The sequence below is a fragment of the Chelatococcus sp. KU-N122 genome, from assembly GCF_055391085.1.
Genome location: NZ_AP043981.1, coordinates 512,702 through 530,417 on the forward strand (window position 1 = coordinate 512,702; position 17,716 = coordinate 530,417).

General features: G+C 70.2%; 14 protein-coding genes and 1 pseudogene. 5 read left to right on the plus strand and 10 right to left on the minus strand.

Translation table 11 applies throughout. From position 1 onward, the window contains the following. Both ACZ5PO_RS02330 and gluQRS read right to left on the minus strand, forming a co-directional pair. Positions 1 to 972 carry an AraC-like ligand-binding domain-containing protein gene (locus ACZ5PO_RS02330; RefSeq protein ID WP_464189853.1) on the minus strand — a complete coding sequence of 324 codons (972 nt, stop codon included), beginning with the start codon at positions 970 to 972 and terminating at the stop codon, positions 1 to 3. A 343-nt stretch (positions 973 to 1,315) separates the two neighbouring features. Further along, positions 1,316 to 2,227 (minus strand): tRNA glutamyl-Q(34) synthetase GluQRS, encoded by a 912-nt coding sequence (gene gluQRS / locus ACZ5PO_RS02335; RefSeq protein ID WP_464189856.1) that lies wholly within the window; start codon positions 2,225 to 2,227, stop codon positions 1,316 to 1,318. A 31-nt stretch (positions 2,228 to 2,258) separates the two neighbouring features. Here gluQRS and ACZ5PO_RS02340 point away from each other — a divergent pair. Both ACZ5PO_RS02340 and ACZ5PO_RS02345 read left to right on the plus strand, forming a co-directional pair. Beyond that, a pseudogene (locus tag ACZ5PO_RS02340) lies at positions 2,259 to 2,897 on the plus strand (DNA-3-methyladenine glycosylase family protein); the annotation flags it as partial. Positions 2,898 to 3,536: 639 nt separating this feature from the next. Beyond that, positions 3,537 to 4,220 carry an alpha/beta hydrolase gene (locus ACZ5PO_RS02345; protein WP_464189858.1) on the plus strand — a complete coding sequence of 228 codons (684 nt, stop codon included), beginning with the start codon at positions 3,537 to 3,539 and terminating at the stop codon, positions 4,218 to 4,220. Between the two features lie 13 nt (positions 4,221 to 4,233). Here the strand turns inward: ACZ5PO_RS02345 and ACZ5PO_RS02350 are convergent, their stop codons facing one another. The 3 genes from ACZ5PO_RS02350 to ACZ5PO_RS02360 form a co-directional block, all read right to left on the minus strand. Then, positions 4,234 to 5,313, minus strand: a complete 1,080-nt coding sequence (locus ACZ5PO_RS02350; RefSeq protein ID WP_464189860.1) for an acyltransferase family protein — start codon at positions 5,311 to 5,313, stop codon at positions 4,234 to 4,236. Positions 5,314 to 5,506: 193 nt separating this feature from the next. Continuing rightward, positions 5,507 to 6,277, minus strand: coding sequence for an HpcH/HpaI aldolase family protein (locus ACZ5PO_RS02355; protein WP_464189862.1), 771 nt, complete (start codon positions 6,275 to 6,277; stop codon positions 5,507 to 5,509). A gap of 38 nt (positions 6,278 to 6,315) precedes the next feature. After that, positions 6,316 to 6,942 (minus strand): HAD-IA family hydrolase, encoded by a 627-nt coding sequence (locus tag ACZ5PO_RS02360; RefSeq protein WP_464189864.1) that lies wholly within the window; start codon positions 6,940 to 6,942, stop codon positions 6,316 to 6,318. 322 nt (positions 6,943 to 7,264) lie between these two features. On the opposite strand from ACZ5PO_RS02360, the gene ACZ5PO_RS02365 reads away from it, so the two are divergent. After that, positions 7,265 to 7,594, plus strand: a complete 330-nt coding sequence (locus ACZ5PO_RS02365; RefSeq protein ID WP_464189867.1) for a hypothetical protein — start codon at positions 7,265 to 7,267, stop codon at positions 7,592 to 7,594. Between the two features lie 29 nt (positions 7,595 to 7,623). On the opposite strand, the gene ACZ5PO_RS02370 is transcribed toward ACZ5PO_RS02365, so the two are convergent. Next, on the minus strand, positions 7,624 to 8,514 hold the full coding sequence (locus ACZ5PO_RS02370; RefSeq protein ID WP_464189869.1) for an AraC family transcriptional regulator: 891 nt from the start codon (positions 8,512 to 8,514) through the stop codon (positions 7,624 to 7,626). 255 nt (positions 8,515 to 8,769) lie between these two features. Here ACZ5PO_RS02370 and ACZ5PO_RS02375 point away from each other — a divergent pair, with 255 nt between their 5' ends. Further along, positions 8,770 to 9,525 carry an SDR family NAD(P)-dependent oxidoreductase gene (locus ACZ5PO_RS02375; protein WP_464189871.1) on the plus strand — a complete coding sequence of 252 codons (756 nt, stop codon included), beginning with the start codon at positions 8,770 to 8,772 and terminating at the stop codon, positions 9,523 to 9,525. 192 nt (positions 9,526 to 9,717) lie between these two features. Continuing rightward, a complete protein-coding gene (locus ACZ5PO_RS02380) occupies positions 9,718 to 10,047 on the plus strand; it encodes a hypothetical protein (RefSeq protein ID WP_464189873.1) in 330 nt (109 codons plus the stop codon). 685 nt (positions 10,048 to 10,732) lie between these two features. Here the strand turns inward: ACZ5PO_RS02380 and ACZ5PO_RS02385 are convergent. From ACZ5PO_RS02385 to ACZ5PO_RS02400, 4 genes are all read right to left on the minus strand, one after another. Beyond that, the gene (locus ACZ5PO_RS02385; protein ID WP_464189875.1) at positions 10,733 to 12,268 is read right to left on the minus strand and encodes a YifB family Mg chelatase-like AAA ATPase; all 1,536 of its coding nucleotides are present in this window, start codon (positions 12,266 to 12,268) and stop codon (positions 10,733 to 10,735) included. A 244-nt stretch (positions 12,269 to 12,512) separates the two neighbouring features. Then, entirely contained in the window at positions 12,513 to 13,523 is a 1,011-nt protein-coding gene (locus ACZ5PO_RS02390) for an SIS domain-containing protein (RefSeq protein ID WP_464189877.1), read from the minus strand. After that, the gene (locus tag ACZ5PO_RS02395) at positions 13,520 to 15,526 is read right to left on the minus strand and encodes a hydantoinase B/oxoprolinase family protein (protein ID WP_464189879.1); all 2,007 of its coding nucleotides are present in this window, start codon (positions 15,524 to 15,526) and stop codon (positions 13,520 to 13,522) included. Before ACZ5PO_RS02395 ends, ACZ5PO_RS02390 begins: the two co-directional genes overlap by 4 nt. Continuing rightward, entirely contained in the window at positions 15,526 to 17,556 is a 2,031-nt protein-coding gene (locus tag ACZ5PO_RS02400; protein WP_464189881.1) for a hydantoinase/oxoprolinase family protein, read from the minus strand. Before ACZ5PO_RS02400 ends, ACZ5PO_RS02395 begins: the two co-directional genes overlap by 1 nt. Positions 17,557 to 17,716 lie beyond the last annotated feature (160 nt).

Sequence of the window (17,716 nt, forward strand, 5' to 3'; positions counted from 1 at the left end):
TCACCGCGGCGCTTGCGCCCGTCCGGCGCGGATGGTCCCCCGCGTGTCGCTCGGCGTGCGGCCGAAGTGGGCCCGGTAGTGCCGGCTGAACTGCGCCTGATCGCCGAAGCCCCACTGGTAGGCGATCTCGGAGATCGAGCGGCGGCTCGCCGGATCGCGCAGCGCCTCGTCGCACATCAGAAGGCGCTGACTGCGGATCCAGCCGCAGACAGTATTGCCCTGCATCTCGAACAACTGGTGCAAGTAGCGCACAGAAATTCCGCAGGCATCCGCGATCATCTGCGGCGCGAGCTGACTCATGCCCAGGTTGGCGCGGATGAAGCGCTCGACCCGCTGCAGATGGGCGCTCTGCACCGAGCTGCCGCGGCTGCCCAGGACGCGGTCGTCGGCCTCGACCGCCATGGCCAGCAGATCGACCAGTTGCCGGCCGGTGAGATCGCGCGCCGCCTCGTCCATCTCGTCGATGCGCGGCGCGGCCATCCTGATCATGTCGACGAACAGGGCGCCGATGCCGCGCGTGGCATCGAAGGTCAGGGTCGCCAGCCGCTCGGGCCGGCCGACGCGGGCGCGCAGCGTCGCCGCCGGGACCTTGAGCACCCAGAGCGCGTTGGGCTCCGCATGGCTGAACTCATAGGGCAGATGGCTGCGCTCGACGAGAAAGGTGCCCGGCCGGCCACGCACCTCGCGGCCGTCCTGGACGAAGGCAATGTCCGAGAGCTCCGGCGCCGTGATCAGAAAGCTCTCTTCCCGCTCGTGCAGCAGATGCTGCTCATGCCGCCGGTAGATCAGGCCGTCGGAGACGTTGCGCGAGATCGAGACGTCGCCGAGCGTCCACACGTCGAGCTCGCCGGCAAAGCCCGGCGTGCTGTGAAAGCTGAGCTCCAAAGGGAAGTACGTGCGCGCCACCGCCCGGTTCCAGTACCATTTGCGTGCCGCCGGGGCGGCCTGCACGGTCGAGTAGCTCACGCGCATCCTAACCTCCCGTCTCGGCACCAGGGAGTGCGTGGCCGCAGCGCTGCCGGAGCGCCTGTCCGATGCCGACGGAGCTTCGCATGGGCCGCCGGCCTCCGCCCCCAGGGACGGTGCGCGAGCCCGCCTCGCCGACGTGACCTGCAGCACGCATGGTGCCCTCCGACCGCAGCTCTAGCAAATTGGTTGCCAAGCCTGGCACCAAGCCGCAGTCGTTATTGTTAAACGACACTATCACGACACGCTTGCCGGTGCGTGCGTGGAGTCATGCGTCTGAGTGCAGTGGCGGCGGCGACGGACGTCCTACGCCGCAGCGCACAATACTTTCGCCGTGGCCGGCTACATCTCAGGCGGCCGCGCCGAGATCACCGAATCCGAGGCCCTCGCGCACCTCGGCGGCGGTCGTGCCGCGCGCCCTGAGCTCGCGCAGCGGCAGCGATCCCAGGCTTTTGGCCAGCTTGTGGCCGTGGTCGTCGGTGATCAGCCGATGATGGTGGTAGCAGGGCTCGCCCAGGCCGAGCAGGCGCTGCAGCAGGCGATGGATGGCGGTGGCGGCGAGGAGATCGGCCCCGCGCACCACATGCGTCACCCCTTGCAGCGCGTCGTCGACCACGACCGCGAGGTGGTAGCTCGTCGGCACATCGCGCCGGCCGAGCACCACGTCGCCCCAGCGCCGCGGATCGACGGCAACGGTGCCCGCCTCGCCGCCGGCGCCGCACGTCCGCATGGTGAGGGCCTCGCCGCACCGCGCCGCGGCCTCGTCCATGCGCAGGCGCAGGGTGTGCAGCGCGCCGGCCGCGAGCCGGCGCTCCACCTCCGCCGCCGCCAGTGCCCGGCAGGTGCCGGGATAGAGCGGCGCGCCGTCGGGATCGCGCAGGCCGCGATCGCCGCGCTCGGCCACCGCCGCGGCGATCGCGGCCCGTGAGCAGAAGCAGGGATAGAGCAGTTGCCCCCGGCGCAGTTGCTCGAGGGCGGCCGCGTAGGTGGCGAAATGCTCCGATTGGCGCCGCACCGGCTCCGGATAGGCAAGGCCGAGCCAGTCCAGGTCCTCCCGCAGGGCGTGCGCGTAGGCGGGCCGACAGCGGCCGATGTCGATGTCCTCGATGCGCAGCAGCACGGTGCCGCCGAGCCTGCGCCCCATCCGCTCGTTGAGCAGCGCCGAATAGGCATGGCCCAGGTGCAGATAGCCGTTAGGGCTCGGCGCAAAACGCAGGATGGGGCGGGCCGCCGGGCCGATGGGCGCGAGATCCGGGATCATGTGCCCCCTGCTTTCGCGCTAAGCTTCGGCCATGACAAGCCTGATCGATTCCCGCGAGGCGCTCGACGCGAGCCTCGCCGAGCTGGCACGGCTCGACCCGCTGATGGCCGACCTGCTGGACCGCGGGGTGCGGCCGCCGCTGCGCAAGCGCGAGCCCGGCTTTCGTGGCCTCGCCGGCATCATCGTGGCGCAGCAGGTGTCGACCGCCAGCGCCAACGCCATCTGGACGCGGCTCGACACGGCCCTGCACCCGATCGGTGCGCACCGGGTGCTGGCGGCCACCGACGAGGTGCTGCGCACGGCGGGGCTCTCCACCCCCAAGATGCGGGCGTTGCGCGCCATCGCGGCCGCCGTCGCCGACGGCACGCTGCCGCTCGACGCCTTGGCCGACATGAGCGCGGAGACGGCCCACGCCACGTTGACCCATGTCGCAGGCATCGGCCCGTGGACCGCCGACATCTACCTGCTGTTCTGCCTCGGCCATCCCGACACCTTCCCGGCCGGCGACCTCGCCCTGCAGGAGGCGGCGCGCCTGGCGCTGAGGCTGGCGGAGCGGCCCGACGAAACGGCCATGGCGGCGCTCGCCCTGCGCTGGCGGCCATGGCGCGGCGCCGCCGCCTATCTGCTGTGGGCCTATTACGCCCGCGCCAAGGGCCGTGACGGCGCCCCGGCTGCGGGCTCGGACGGCGCCGCGGCCGCCGGTGCCGAGCCGGCCGAAGCCGACCGCCCGCCGCTCCGCGACGAGCTGGCGGCGCTCGCCGACGGACGCGGCGCGGAAGGGGCCGCGGCGGCACTCCTGCGCAGCCCCTGGGCGGCGGAGCTGCTGTTCGAAGGCGTGCTGTCCGACAGCCCCGCCATCCGCGTCAATGCCGCCCGCGGCCTCGCGGCGCTGGCGGCGGCGACGCCTGCGGCGCTCGCCGGCCGGGCCGAGGCGGTGACCGCCCGCCTCGCCCACGACGCCGCCCCGCACCTGATGGACGCGCTGGCGCGCGCCGATTTGACCGACCGAGAGGCGCGGCGGGCGGTCGCCGTGCTGCTGCGCATCGCCGAGGGCCGGAGCGAGGTGCGCGCCGAGGCGCGCGTCGGCGCGCTGCAGGCGGCCGCCGATCTGGCGGGACGCACCGGCGCCCACGCCGCCCGCCTGGCGCTGGTGCTGACGCGCCTGAGCGAGGACGGCCCGACGGTGCTGCGCAGCCGGGCGCGGCGCCTGCAGCGGCAACGGGCCGGTGCCGCCGCCTGACCGTGTCACCCCTCGGCCCGTCGTGCTAAGGCTCGGCGAGCAGACGGGCATCCAGGGGGAGAGCAAGCGATGGCGCAGACGATCGACGGGCCGCGCCTTGCGCCGCGATCGGGCCGGGTCAAGCGATTGGTCGTGCTGCTGCACGGCTACGGCGCCGACGGCAACGACCTGATCGAAATCGGGCGGCAGTGGCAAGCCTGGCTGCCGGACACCTATTTCGTCGCGCCGCACGCACCGGGCCGCCTGCCGCAGATGCCGACGGGCCGGCAGTGGTTCCCGCTCACCATGCGCGATCCCAACGAGCGCTGGGTCGGCGCCCAGGCGGCCGCGCCCGTCATCGACGCCTTCCTCGACGCCGAGCTCGCCCGCCACGGCCTCGACGAAAGCAAGCTGGCGCTCGTCGGCTTCAGCCAGGGCACCATGATGGCCCTGCACGTGGGCCTGCGGCGGGGGCGGCAGTCGGCCGCCCTGCTCGGCTACTCCGGCCTGCTGGTCACCGACGAGCGGGCGGGCGCGGACGCCCTGAAGCACGACATCCGCGCGCGACCGCCCGTCCTGCTGATCCACGGCGAGGCCGACGACCTCATTCCGGCCGACGCCCTGTTCCTCTCCGCCGAGGGGCTGGCGAAGGCAGACGTCCCCTGCCAGTGGCACCTCTGCCTCGGGCTCGGCCACGGCATCGACGCCGAGGGCCTGCGCCACGGCGGCCTGTTCCTGACCCAGTGCTTCGGGCTGCCCTATCCTGCGCGCTGATCCAGCCCGCACCTCATAGGCTGATGAGCAGACCAGCCGGCGCCGCCGCGCGCCTGCGCCCGAAGCTCTGTGCCAGCAGGGCGCCGTAGCGGCGGGCGGGCTCCTCGATGAAGCGGAAGGTGAGCGCCGACAGGAGGAGCGACAGCACGACCGCCATGGCCGACCACGCCACCAGGTTCCATGGCGCGGGCAACGGAACGAGGGCCGGCGGCATCGCCATCGCCAGCACGCTGATCAGCGGCAGGTGGATCAGGTAGAACGAATAGGAGATGCGCCCGAGCCCGACGGGCCAGGAGTGCCGCAGCAGGCGGGCCAGCGGGCCGGCGTCGAAGAACAGGCAGACGATGCCCAGCGCCGCGCACAGGGGAACGAGCGCGAGCTGGCCGGCCAGCAGCGCCGCGCCGATGCCAACGAGCGCCGTGAGCTCGCCCGCCGCGCACAGGCGGGGCGACAGAGCGCGCTCGCGCACCGCGAGGTGGAGCGCCATGCCGAGCACGAATCCGGCAACGCCGCGCAGCATCGCGCCGAGGCCGGAGGTCGCCCCTTGCCAGCGGTCGAGCACGAGATACTCGACGCACGCCAACGCCACCGCGGCGAACGCCAAGGCGAGGCGCGGCAGCCAGCGCAGCGCCAGGATCGCGATGGGAAACAGCACGTAGCAGCCCATCTCGATGCCGAGCGACCAGCTCGCGATGTTCCACGACAGCGGCACGTCGTCGTAGACCTGGGTGAGCGTCAGCGCGTCGGCCAGCCGGTCCCACGGCAGCCCCGGCGCCTCCGGCCGGCCGAGCGCGAGCCTGGCGCCGGCATAGGCGACCAGGGCCGCCATCACGGCCAGGTGCAGCGGATAGATCCGGAAGGCGCGCCGCAGCAGGAAGGTCGGCGCCGCGCGAAGCGTCAGGTCGCGGTACGAGATGGCCAGGACGAAGCCGCTGAGGATGAAAAAGATGTCGACGGCGATGAAGCCCGGCATGAGGAAACGATCGGCCTGGGCGTCCGCCGTGTTGACGAAACGCAGAGCCAGATGATGCCCAACGACCCACAACGCCGCGATGCCTCTCACTGCCGTGAGAGGCCTGTTTTCAGCCCACATGACGTGCCCCACCCACCCCGAGTTGCAATTGACGCAACGTCAGGTGAGCCGTCAATCGGGTAAGAACGATTCTAACTTGAGGGGGAAAACATTCTAAGCCGGCGTGGATATTTGAACACACCCGGTCGCCCCGCCGAGGCCGGCCGAGCGGCGGCGCGCGCCACGAGCGGCCTGCCGATCCCGCGACCTCGCCTCAGCCCCGCAGGATGCCCATGGCCTGGTGCGCCGCACTCTGAAGGAGCAGGGCGTCGGTGCTCACCGCGATGAAGACGAAGCCGCGGGCGGCGAGCGCCTTGGCCCGCTGCGGCGTTATCGCGAAGACGCCGGGCACCTTGCCGGCCGCACGGCAGCGCGCCACCACGTGGTCGAGCGCCGGCTCGACGCCCGGCGCCTCCGCATCCACCTCCGCCCCGTTCGACAGAGCGATCGAGAGGTCGGACGGGCCGACGAAGACGCCGTCGATGCCGTCGACGGCGAGGATGTCATCGAGCGCCGCGAGCGCCTCCCGGGTCTCGACCATGGCCAGCACACGCACCAGGCCGTTGGCGCCCGCGAGATAGTCGGTCGCGGTGAGCCCCGACAGCGGCAGGGCGCCGTACGGGCTCCAGCTGCGCTGCCCCACCGGTGGCAGCTTGGTGAACGACACCAGCGCCCGCGCGTCGGCGGCGGAATTGACCATGGGCGCGATGACCGCCGCGGCCCCGGCATCGAGCAGCCGGGACGCGGTCGTGAATTCGCCGACCGGGATGCGCACGACGGCCGGGCGGTCCGCCGCCGCGATCAGCGGGATCGAGCGCACGACGCCGAGGTAGTCGATGGCGCCGTGCTGCATGTCGAGCGTGACGGCGTCGAAGCCGGACCGCGCCAGCGCCCCGGCGACCATGGGCTCGGGCCAGCCGACCCAGGCGGTATAGGTCGCCTCCGCGCGGCGGAGGCGATCGGCGAAGGCTGTATAGACCGACATGGCGTCCTCACCTTTCCTGGGGCTGCGACCCGATCGCGTCAGCCGAGCGGAAAGCCCACCGCCCGCTCCAGCTCGGCGATCGCCACCGCGGGGTCGACGACCTTGATCGTGGTCATGCCCATCTCGCGCGCCGGCTTCAGGTTGACGCCGAGGTCGTCGATATAGACGCACCTGGCGGGATCGACCTCAAGGGCCTCGATCATCATGGCGTAGATGCGCGGATCGGGCTTGCGCAGGCCGATCTTGGCGCTCTCGATGACGTGGCCGAACAGGGCCATGACCTCGGCCTTGTAGATCGACTTTGGATTGTCGGAGGCGCTCGCCACCAGGTTGTTGGTGATGCAGCCGGTCTTCAGGCGCTCGGAGATGCGGCGCAGCGCCTCCACCATCGCCGGCCGCAGGTCGCCGCTGAGCAGCGGGATGATGTCGTTGCCGCGCACCTCGTGGCCGAGCGCCCTGCTCTCCTCGGCGAACAGGCGGTCGAAGGTGTCGCCGTCGATCTCGTTGCGCTCCACCTTGGCCCAGGCGTTGTCCAGGTGGTTGGTCGCGTTCACCGTGCGCAGGAAATCCTGAGGCAGCCCCCGCTCGCGCTCGAAGCGCGCGAATGCATCGAACGGGGACGAGGTGAGCACGCCGCCGAAATCCCAGATAACCGCCTCGATCAAGGTTGTTCCTCCTGATATGGTTCGGCGCCTGTCATAGAGGCTTAGGCGACGTTGCGGGAGTCCTGCTGCGGGCAGGCCGGCTCGGCGCCTCACGCAGCCGCGCCAAAGCGCCGGCCGGGCATGGCCGTTTCCGACGATGCCTTTCAGCTAGCCTCCGGTCGGCTGTCGGGCGCAGCTCGCCAGCGCAGTCTTGGGCTCGCGCGGCAACGCTCCGCCGGAGAACCGCGAACGGAATCTTTTGTCTCGCGCGATCCATTAGGATATGCCTCGTCACGAGAGAATGTAGAGCGCAGTCTCACATGCGCACCGACGGAGAGCTCCAATGCCGGGCAGCCGCTATGTCTTTACTATTCTTGCCCTGCTGCTCCCAGGCACGCCCGCGCACGCGGACAAGATCGATGTGCTGCAAGGAAAGTTCGCATTTAACTGGCATGCGAACCCGGATCGTCAAAAATGCGCAAAGGTCGGAGGTAAGCTTCTCTCCGACTTCAAGTCGGCCAAGTATCGTTGCGATCTGAACGTCAAGTCGAATACGTCCAGTGGCGCCGGCGTTCGCACATGCACCGAGATAAAAGATGGCAAGGAATACTTGATATTTGACACGCTGCGCGCCTGCGAGGATGAGCGGAAGACGCAGGCGTCGAACGAATGAGCCTGGTCGCCATTGCATGACGCCCTGCCTCAGGCCACCGCCCGGATTTTCACCCGGGCCGCCTCGGCATCGCGGGCAGGGGGAAGGCCGAACAGGCGCCCGTATTCGCGCGTGAACTGGGGCACGCTCTCGTAGCCCACGGCGAACGCCGCGCTGCTCGCGGCCGCGCCCTCCGACAGCATCAGCCGGCGCGCCTCGATCAGGCGCAGCTGCTTCTGGAACTGCAGCGGCGACAGCGAGGTCACCGCGCGGAAGTGCTGGTAGAACGACGACGGGCTCATCCCCGCCACGGCCGCCAGGCGCGCCGCCGGCAGCGGCCGCGCGAACTCGGCGCGGAGCACGGCGACGGCGCGCCCCACGCGCTGCACGTGGCCGTCCGGCCAGCCGAGACGGCGGATGGCGGCGCCATGCCGGCCGGCCAGCAGCCAGTAATGAACCTCGCGCACGAGCTGTGCCTTGAGCACCGGCAAGGACGCCGGCCGGTCGAGCAGGCGCATCAGCCGCAGCGCCGCCTCGGCCACCTCGGCGTCGGTCGGCTCGACCTGCACGGGCGCGTCATCGCCGACGCACACGGCCTGGATCTCCACCGTCAAGTCCGCGATCACCGCCGGGTCGAGCTCCAGGACCAGCGAGTAGTAGGGCGCGGCGATACTGGCGCGCGTGATCTGGCTCACCGTCGGCACATCGGCCGTGATCAGCAGGCTGTCCCCCGCCGCGAAGGTGAACGCCTGCGGGCCCATGGTGACACGCTTGCTGCCCTGCACCACGAGGGCGACGAGCGGCCGGGAGATCGCGTGGACGAGGTCGCTCGGGGCGGTCGCACGCACCGTCGTGAGGCCTGCGATCGGCGTGCGGGCAATACCGCGGCCGTCGGCGTGCGCCTCGGCGTGGCGGCGGACGGCATCGAGCAGATCGGTCATGGCGTGAAGCCTACAGCCTCGGCAGAGCCGGCGCACGTCCGCTTGAAAGCCCACTTGGAGGCCCGCTTGGACGCCGACTTGGAGCTCCCCTTGGAGGATCGGGCAAGCAACACCGAGGATCCGGCAACCGGCGGCCGCGCGGCGCCCCGATATCCGCCACGTCACGCCGGAGCGGCGGCTGCACCGACCGCATCGGAGCGGCCGCTCCGGCTCTTTGTCCCCGCATCGGCTTCGATGCGCGAGAGGAGCACGACCATGACCAAGATCAGCCTCGTCACCGGCGCCAGCCGCGGGCTCGGCCGCAACACCGCGCTTGCCGTCGCCCGCCACGGCGGCGACGTTGTCCTCACCTACCGGAGCCAGGGCGACGCCGCGCAGGCGGCCGTGGCCGAGATCGAGGCGATGGGGCGCAAGGCCATCGCCCTTCAGCTCGACACCGGCGACGTCGCAGCCTTCGCACCGTTCGCCGACCGCCTGCGGACGACATTGCGGGAGACCTGGGCGCGCGACACGTTCGACCACCTCGTCAACAACGCCGGCCACGGCGACTACGCGCTGATCGGCCAGACGACCGAGGCGCAGTTCGACGGGCTGGTGAACGTCCACTTCAAGGGCGTCTACTTCCTCACCCAGACGCTGCTGCCGCTGATCGCCGACGGCGGCCGCATCGTGAACCTGTCGTCCGGCCTCACCCGCCTGTCCTACCCCGGCTACGCCGCCTATGCGGCCGTGAAGGGCGCCGTCGAGGTCCTGACCCGCTATATGGCCAAGGAGCTCGGCGGGCGCGGCATCGCCGTCAACACGGTGGCGCCCGGGGCGATCGAGACCGACTTCGGCGGCGGCGCGGTGCGCGACAATCCGGAGGTCAACAAGATCTTCGCCGAGATGACGGCGCTCGGCCGCGTCGGCCTGCCGGACGACATCGGCCCGATGATCGCCAGCCTGCTCGCCGAGGACAACCGGTGGGTCAACGCCCAGCGCATCGAGGTGTCCGGCGGCCAGGGCATCTGAGCCAGGCCCTGCGGCGCCGCCGGGGCGGCTCGACCTCGAAAGGGGAGCTCCCCGGTCGCTCAAGCCAGCACCACGAGACACGTGGAGAATGCGCGGGCCAAACCTTTTGTCTGGCCCGGTCCGTTCGGGTATGTTCTCGGGCCAAGAGGACATGGCATCAGAACCATGTTTGAGCACTGAGGGGGTATTCCGATGCCGAACATCCGATGGGGCCTTGCTGTTCTTCTCCTCGTTCTTTCGTCCGCACCGGGAAGCGCCGCGGGGATCGATGCGCTGCAAGGGAAGTTTGCCTTTAACTGGCACTCGAACCCGGGTGGCCAGAAATGCGTCAAAGTTGGCGGGAAGCTGCTCGACGACTTCAAGTCGAGCAAGTATCGCTGCGACTTGAATCCCAAATCAAATACGTCGAGCGGCGCCACCGTTCGCACCTGCGCCGCGGTCAAGGGAGGCAAGGAGTATTTGATATTCGACACGCAACGCGCATGTAATGAAGAGCGCGAGACGCAGGCGTCGAATGAATGAGCGGGACCCGCTGCTCTAAAGGTGCGGTAGCCCAGCGCCTCTGCAATATGCGCTCTATCGACGAGGCGTCGCCCGCCCTTCTCTTACTGCCCCCCTAGGGCGGCGGAGACGGCAAGGCCCGATAGCCGAAGAATTGACGACAGTCATTCAGACTCAGGCCACGCCGGTGCGCCTCGGCTACGAATTCCGGCGTGATCAGCGATTGCTTCCAAGCTACCCCTTCAGCGGTGATGGCTTCTCGGCAGATATCCCGATCCGAGTACGATGCGAGAATTTCCTGTGGCGAAACTTCCGTTTTAGGCGTCCTTCCGGATAGAATATCGCCTATGATAGGAATTATAGTCAAAATTACAATAATAAATATAAAAATATTCCAAATTTTCATCGAATTTCTTTCGCGGTGGATACGAAATCTGCCGTGTTGCTCTGAGGGTTTGACACGACGGCGGCCAGATAGCCGGGCCATCCATCGTCTTGAAGAACCAAACCGCTGCCATGGCGCAAGCTGCTCGAATCTCTATGCAGCACGACGAGTCGATCGGCTAGAGCGCTTTGCGATTGGGTGGACACACCCAATCGCAAGAAAGCGCTCCAGATTCAAAAGACTATGAGCATTTCTCCGCCATTGGATGGGTCCATCCAATGGCGGAGAAATGCTCTAGCTCTCGAAGCCGGCCGCATCGTCTCACGCCGCCGCGGCCACGCGGTCGACCGCGGTACGGTAGCCCAGGGCCTCGGCGATGTGGATGCGGCGCACCGCGTCGGCCTCGTCGAGATCGGCCAAGGTACGGGCCACCTTCAGCACCCGGTGGAAGCCACGGGCGGAAAGGCGCATGGCCTCGGCCGCATCGCGCAGCAGGGCGAGGCCGGCGGCGTCGGGCCGCGCCACCTCCTCCAGCACCGGCGCCGGACAGGTGGCGTTGATGGTGCCGGCCAGGCCGAGCGCCGCGTAGCGGGCGGACTGGCGCTGGCGCGCCGCGGCGACGCGCGCGGCCACCTCCGCCGACCCTTCCGCAGGCGCCGGCAGGATCAGGTCGGCCGCGGTCACGGCGGCGACCTCGATGATCAGGTCGATGCGGTCGAGCAGCGGGCCGGACAGCCGCGCCTGGTAGCTTGCCATGCAGCGCTCGTTGGGCGCCCGCTTGCAGGCGAAGCCCGGCTCGGTGCCGCGGCCGCAGCGGCACGGGTTCATGGCGGCGACGAGCTGGAAGCGGGCGGGATAGACGACCCGGTGGTTGGCCCGCGAGATCATCACCTCGCCGGCCTCCAGCGGCTGGCGCAGGCCGTCCAGCGCCTGCGGCGCGAATTCCGGCAGTTCGTCCAGGAACAGCACGCCGTTGTGGGCGAGCGAGACCTCCCCCGGCTTGACGTGCAGGCCGCCGCCGACGAGCGCCGCCATGGAGGCGGAATGATGCGGCGCCCGGAACGGCCGCCGGTCGGTCAGCGCCCCCTCCTCCAGCAGGCCCGCCACCGAATGCACCATGGAGATGTCGAGCAGCTCGCGCGGCGTCAGCGGCGGCAGGATCGACGGCAGCCGCTGCGCCAGCATCGACTTGCCGGCGCCGGGCGGCCCGTTCATCAGCAGGTTGTGGCCGCCAGCGGCGGCGATCTCGAGCACGCGCTTGGCGCTCTCCTGGCCCTTGATGTCCCTGAGGTCGGGCAGCGGCGCGGCAGCCTGGGCGATCGCCGGCTGTGGCCGCGCCAGCACCTGCGTGCCCTTGAAGTGGTTGGCGAGCTGGATCAACGAGCGCGGCGCCACGATGTCGAGCTCACCCCCGGCCCAGGCGGCCTCCGCGCCGCAGGCCGCCGGGCAGATGAGGCCGTGGCCGCGCCCCGCCGCGGCGATGGCCGCCGGCAGCACGCCGGCGACGGGCGAGATGGAGCCGTCGAGGGCGAGCTCTCCCAGCACGGTGAAGCCGCCGAGCGCGTCCGCGGGAATGGCGCCGATCGCCGCCATGACGCCGAGCGCGATGGGCAGGTCGTAGTGCGAGCCTTCTTTCGGCAAGTCGGCCGGCGCCAGGTTCACGGTGATGCGCTTGCCGGGCAGCGCCAGCCCCGAGGCGATCAGCGCCGCCCGCACCCGCTCGCGCGATTCGGCGATCGCCTTGTCGGCAAGCCCGACGACGGTGAAGGCCACCGCGCCGCTGACGATCTGCACCTGCACGTCGACGGCACGCGCCTCGATGCCCGCGAACGCCACCGTCGCCACCCGCGTGACCATCCGCCCGCCCCACCCTCGCCGCTGCCGCAACCTATGCTAGCGAAAGCCGGGACAAATGCAAGAACAAGACAGGAACACGACGACAAGCCATGAGACGCGAGCGAGCCGGGCCGTCCGCGTCCGTCCAGCGTCATGGCCGGGCTTGATCCGGCCAGCATCGGCTCGAAAGCCCTCACCGCCGCTCGCGCGTGCCCGGCCGATGAGCTGAAGCAGGCGGCCCCCTCTTGCGGCGAAGGCCGCCCGCTCATAACCGGATGCCCGTCATCACCGTGCGCCATGGCTCGCGGTGGCCGTGCATGGTGTCAGGATCAGTGCCCCGCAAGCGTGCCAGTTCGGCGGTCAGTCGCTGCAGCGGCACGATGCCAGTCACCGGGCGCAGCAGCGGATGCGGTGCGACGAAGGGGAGTTCCGCGTCCGCGCGCTCGCCGACCGCCAGGGTGCGCAGTCCCAGCTCGCCGAGCGCGGTGCGCAGCAGAGCCGTGCGGCCGCCGTCCGGCTGCCCCGGCTCGATCAGCACGGCCGCCATGCCGCGGCGATAGCTCGCCGGCGTGCCGTGCAGGGCGAACTCCGGCGACATCGCCTCGGTCCACTGCCACGCCCCCTCCTTGATTTTCAGGGCCGCCTCCTGAGCGGTCGGCAAGTCGACCCCGAAGCCGACGATCAGCAGGGTCTCGGCCTCGGCCACCGCCGCGGCGGCCGCCGACGGCTGTCCGAGGCCGAGCGTCTGCTGCACGGCGTCGGGCAATGCGTCGAGCCCGGCCGCAAAGGCGCCGTCGATGGAGGCTTCGAACGGCTCGGCCAGGCGCGCCAGGACGGCGAGCGAGCTCAGATACGACACGGTGAAGGTGCCGGCGGTCTCGTCGGCGCAGGTGCGCAGGGTGTGGTCGGCGGGCTGCTCCGGGGCGGTCGCCCCGACGATGGCAACCGTCGCGGCACCCGCGGCGCGGGCGCGGGCGAGGGCCGCGGTGGGAAAGATCTTGGTGCCGCGGTGACTGATCACCACCACCTGGTCATCGGGCCGCAGTGGTGCCCAGGTCCCCACGTCATGGGCATCGAGGGCCTGCGGTCGCACCGTCCCACCACTGAGCGTGGTGATCCAGCCGGCGGCGACGCGGGCCGCATGGAGCGAGGTGCCGATGCCGGTGAAGATGATCGGCCGGCGGTGATCGAGCGCCGGCACCGGCTGGGCCAGGATGGTGCGCAAGGCGGCCGGCGCGGACGCGATCTGCCGGTCGAGATTGAAGCCGTCGCTCATGCCGCGCCTCCCTCGGCAGTGCCCCAGGCCGGCACCGCCCGCCGGTGCAGCATCTCGCGGTATTGCGCCGTCGTCTGGGGCAGCAGCGCCCCGGTGCCCCAGTCGAGAATGACGCCGTACTGGCGCACCAGGTCGAGCATATCGAGCTCGCCGCCGCGGAAGCGGGCGGCCACCCCTTCGGCATCCTCGCTCAGCCACCCGACCCGCGCGGCACGGATGCGCCGCCGCTCGGCCGCCGTCGCCTCCGCGTCGATCTCGAACAGATCGAGCTCGCGATCGATCTCGGTCACGACGACGCCGTAGTCGCGCCTGGCGCGGGCAACGCTGACATAGTCGTCGATCACGTCCTCCAGCACCGCCGCCGGGTCCCGATCCAGGGGATCGCCGAGGCCGCCGCCGCCGGCCGAAGGCCGCGTGAAGCGGTCGCCCTCCCCCACCGGAACGTTGGAGAAGATGGCGCCCATGTAGCGCGGCTCCCCGCCCGCCCGGGTCAGCCAAACGCCGTGGGGAATCGACGGCAGGCCGCCCTGGATGCCCCAGGTGATGGAGCGGGCACGGTCGCAGCAATAGGACATGACGGTGCCGCGCATGCCCGTCAGCACGCCGCCCTTGCGCACGCCGCAGCCGCCGCGGAAGCGTCCCGGCCCGCCGGAGTCGGTGGCGATCTGGTGCTCGGTGGTGACCACCGGGCACAGGCGCTCCTGCCCCTCCAGCGGCTGCACCGCCTCGCCGACGCCGAACACCGCCGAGGTGGCGCTCGAGCCGTCCTTGCCATTGCGGCCGCCCCAGCCGCCGACCATCCAGTCGTACCACATGAACACGTCGCCGTCGGGCGTGCGCCGGTCGCGGCCGCCCACCAGCAGGTATTCGATGTCGACGCAGCAGGCCATCGCCCGCTGCGGCTGCACGTGCGACCACAGCTCGAAGACGGCGTTGACCACCTTGCCGTAGGAGCCGGAGCAGAAGCCCGTCACCGCCACGGGCCATTGCGCGTTGACCACCGTCCCCGGGGGGCCGAGCTCCACGTCAAGCACGCGGTAGAAGCCCGAGTTGAGCGGCAGGTCGGGGAAGAACATCTTGGTGCCGGTGACCAGCCCGGAGAAGGACGAGCCGAAGGTGCCGTTCAAGAAGGTAGCCACCGTCTCGGCCGAGCCCGAGAGGTCGTAGCGGATGCGGTCGCCGGCAATGGTCATCCGCACCTTCACGGGAACCAGGCCCTCGCCCTTGGCCGGGTCGTAATCCAGGTAGTCGATGGTCTCCCAGGTGCCGTCGGGCATCTCGGCGACGCGCTGGCGGGTGAGCCGCTCGACGTAGTCCTGCACCTCCTGCATGGCCGTCACCACGGTGTCCTGGCCGTACTTGCCGACGAGGCGCAACAGCTCGATCTCGGCGATGCGCGTCGCCTCGAGCTGGGCGTGCAGGTCGCCCTCGGCCGCCTCTGGGGCGCGGGTGTTGGAGACGATCATCCGCACCACGTCGCCGCAATAGCGGCCGCGCTGGACGATGCGGATGGGCGGCAAGCGCAGGCCCTCGCCGAAGTGCTCCTTGGCGTTGACGTCGAAGGAGCCCGGCACGCTGCCGCCGATGTCGGCCCAGTGCCCGTTCGACTGGGAATAGCCGATGATCTCGCCGCCAGCGAAGATGGGTCGCACGATCCTGACGTCGCAGAAATGCGTGCCGCCCAGGTAGGGGTCGTTGACGGCGAACACGTCGCCCGGCCCGATGTCGTCGCCGAACGCCTCGATCACCGCTTTGGCGGTGAAATGCAGCGTGCCGACGTGCACGGCGATGTCGGCGCTGCCCTGCATCACCGTGTTGCCCTCGCGGTCGCACAAGGCCGACGAGAAGTCGCGGGCATACATGACGAAGGAGTGGCAGGTGCGCAGGATCTGCTCCGCCATCTGGTCGACGATCGTCGAGAAGGCGTTCTTGAGCACCTCGAGGGTGACCGGATCGAGCGTGTAGGCCCGGGTGGCGGCCGCGGCGGGGGCTTGCGTATCCATCAGACGGTGATCCTGAGGTTCTGCCACGCGTCGACTTCGGCGGTGGCGCCCGGCGGGATGGGGGTGGTGGAATCGAGCTGTTCGATGATGGCCGGCCCCGGGATCACCATGCTCGTGACGAGGCTGGCGCGATCGAAGACGGGCGTCGCGATCGCCTCGGAGCTGTCCTGGAACCACACCGGCCGGGTGGCGACCGGCATCGGGGTCTCCGCGACCGGTGCGTGCCGCGGCAGATCGGGCTTTGGCACGGTACCGATGGCCGTGACGTTGAGGCGATAGACCTCCACCTTGGCGCCGTCGCGGCGGAAGTTGTGCTCGCGGGCGTGGGCGGCGTGGAACTGCTCGACGATGGTGGCGAGATCGGTCACCGGGCCGCCGGTGGCGATCGACATGGACCGCCACTGCCCGACGTAGCGCATGTCGATGTGGCGCAGCAGCTGCATATCCTGCGCTGCCACGCCTTCGGCCGCGAGACGCCGGTGCCCCTCCTCCTCGAGCGTCTGGAACTCGGCCTCGACGTCGGCCGGGTCGACCGCGTCCGCCCGCCCCAGGAACATGGTCGAAAGGTCGTGCTGGATGTCCACCAGGAGGCAGCCGAGCGCCGAGGTGATGCCCGGGTGCGGCGGCACCAGCACGGTCGGGATCGCGAGTTCGCGCGCCAGGTCGACACCGTGCAGCGGCCCGGCACCCCCGAACACGACCAGCACGAACTCGCGCGGATCATAGCCGCGGCGGATCGAGATGAGCCGCACCGCATCGGCCATGTTGGCGTTGGCGACGCGCAGGATGGCATTGGCGGCGGCCGGGAGGGCGAGGCCGAGCGGCTCCGCCACGTGCGACGCGATCGCCGCGCCGGCCGCATCCTGGTCCAGCGTCATGGCGCCGGAGATGAGCTCGCCGCCGAGCCGGCCGAGCACCAGATTGGCATCCGTATTGGTCGGCGCCGTGCCGCCCCGGCCGTAGGCCGCCGGCCCGGGATTGGCGCCGGCCGATTGCGGCCCGTTGCGCAGGCCGCCGGCATCGTCGAGCCAGGCGAGCGAGCCGCCGCCGGCGCCGATGGTGAGCACCTCGATGCTGGGCAGGCAGATCGGATAGCCGTACTCGACGAACCACTCCTTGGTGGTCCGCAGCACGCCATCGGCCACCAGGGAGATGTCCGTGCTGGTGCCGCCCATGTCCAGGCCGATGGCATTGGCAAAGCCCGCCAAGCCGGCGATGTGGCGGCCGGCGATGGCACCGGCGGCGATGCCTGAAGCGGCGAGCCGCACGGACATCTTCTCCACCGTCTTGGGCGTCATCACGCCGCCGCCGGAGTGAAGGATCAGCAGGTCGCCCTCGTAGCCGCTGGTCTTGAGGCGAGCGCCCAGCCGATTGACGTAGCCGCTGACCAGAGGCGCCAGCACGGCGTTGGCCGCGGTGGTGGAGAAGCGCTCGTGCTCGAAGATCTCCGGCAGCACCTCGCTGGAACAGGAGACGCGGGCTCCCGGCAGCTCCACCTCCAGGATGTCGCGCATGCGCCGCTCGTTGGCGGGATTGGCATGGGCATTGATGAAGCAGACGGCGATCGTCTCGATGCCCTTGCGCCGCAGCACGGCGGCGACCCGGCGGGCGTCGTCCTCGTCCAGCGCGGTGAGGATGGCGCCGTCGTAGTCGACCCGCTCGGACACCTCGATGCGGTCGCGGCGGCGGATATAGGGCGGCGCCACGTCCTTATAGGCGTCCCACAGGTCTTCCTTGGTGCCGCGGCGGATCTCGATGATATCGCGGAAGCCGCGGGTGGTGACCATCGCCGCGCGCGGCAGCCGGCGGGTGATCAGCGCGTTGGTCGCCACCGTCGTGCCGTGGGAGAAGAGGGCGACGTCGTGCATGTCGACGCCGGCTTTGCCGACCCCTTCCAGAACCGCCTCGATCGGATCGGTGCTCGACGGCAGCTTCTCGACGCGGATCGTTCCGGATCGGTCGTCGAAGATACAGATGTCGGTGAACGTGCCGCCGACGTCGACGGCCACACGGATGCTCGCCACGGTCATTGTGCCTCGCGTCGCTGGAATTGGACGGGGCCATAAAGGCCAATGAGGCTATTGGCGCTGACATTGTGCGGCGCATCAAGAAGCCAATACAACAAATTGGACCCTTCGACGGCCTGGCTTGGCGTTGACATCCGCCGTCGCCCCGTGGTGATTGGCCCGC

Excerpts from the sequence above, each read along its gene's own strand:
- ACZ5PO_RS02330 (WP_464189853.1), bottom strand. The coding sequence starts at position 972 with ATGCGCGTGAGCTACTCGACCGTGCAGGCCGCCCCGGCGGCACGCAAA.
- gluQRS (WP_464189856.1), bottom strand. The coding sequence starts at position 2,227 with ATGATCCCGGATCTCGCGCCCATCGGCCCGGCGGCCCGCCCCATCCTG.
- ACZ5PO_RS02345 (WP_464189858.1), top strand. The coding sequence starts at position 3,537 with ATGGCGCAGACGATCGACGGGCCGCGCCTTGCGCCGCGATCGGGCCGG.
- ACZ5PO_RS02350 (WP_464189860.1), bottom strand. The coding sequence starts at position 5,313 with ATGTGGGCTGAAAACAGGCCTCTCACGGCAGTGAGAGGCATCGCGGCG.
- ACZ5PO_RS02355 (WP_464189862.1), bottom strand. The coding sequence starts at position 6,277 with ATGTCGGTCTATACAGCCTTCGCCGATCGCCTCCGCCGCGCGGAGGCG.
- ACZ5PO_RS02365 (WP_464189867.1), top strand. The coding sequence starts at position 7,265 with ATGCCGGGCAGCCGCTATGTCTTTACTATTCTTGCCCTGCTGCTCCCA.
- ACZ5PO_RS02370 (WP_464189869.1), bottom strand. The coding sequence starts at position 8,514 with ATGACCGATCTGCTCGATGCCGTCCGCCGCCACGCCGAGGCGCACGCC.
- ACZ5PO_RS02375 (WP_464189871.1), top strand. The coding sequence starts at position 8,770 with ATGACCAAGATCAGCCTCGTCACCGGCGCCAGCCGCGGGCTCGGCCGC.
- ACZ5PO_RS02380 (WP_464189873.1), top strand. The coding sequence starts at position 9,718 with ATGCCGAACATCCGATGGGGCCTTGCTGTTCTTCTCCTCGTTCTTTCG.
- ACZ5PO_RS02385 (WP_464189875.1), bottom strand. The coding sequence starts at position 12,268 with ATGGTCACGCGGGTGGCGACGGTGGCGTTCGCGGGCATCGAGGCGCGT.
- ACZ5PO_RS02390 (WP_464189877.1), bottom strand. The coding sequence starts at position 13,523 with ATGAGCGACGGCTTCAATCTCGACCGGCAGATCGCGTCCGCGCCGGCC.
- ACZ5PO_RS02395 (WP_464189879.1), bottom strand. The coding sequence starts at position 15,526 with ATGGATACGCAAGCCCCCGCCGCGGCCGCCACCCGGGCCTACACGCTC.
- ACZ5PO_RS02400 (WP_464189881.1), bottom strand. The coding sequence starts at position 17,556 with ATGACCGTGGCGAGCATCCGTGTGGCCGTCGACGTCGGCGGCACGTTC.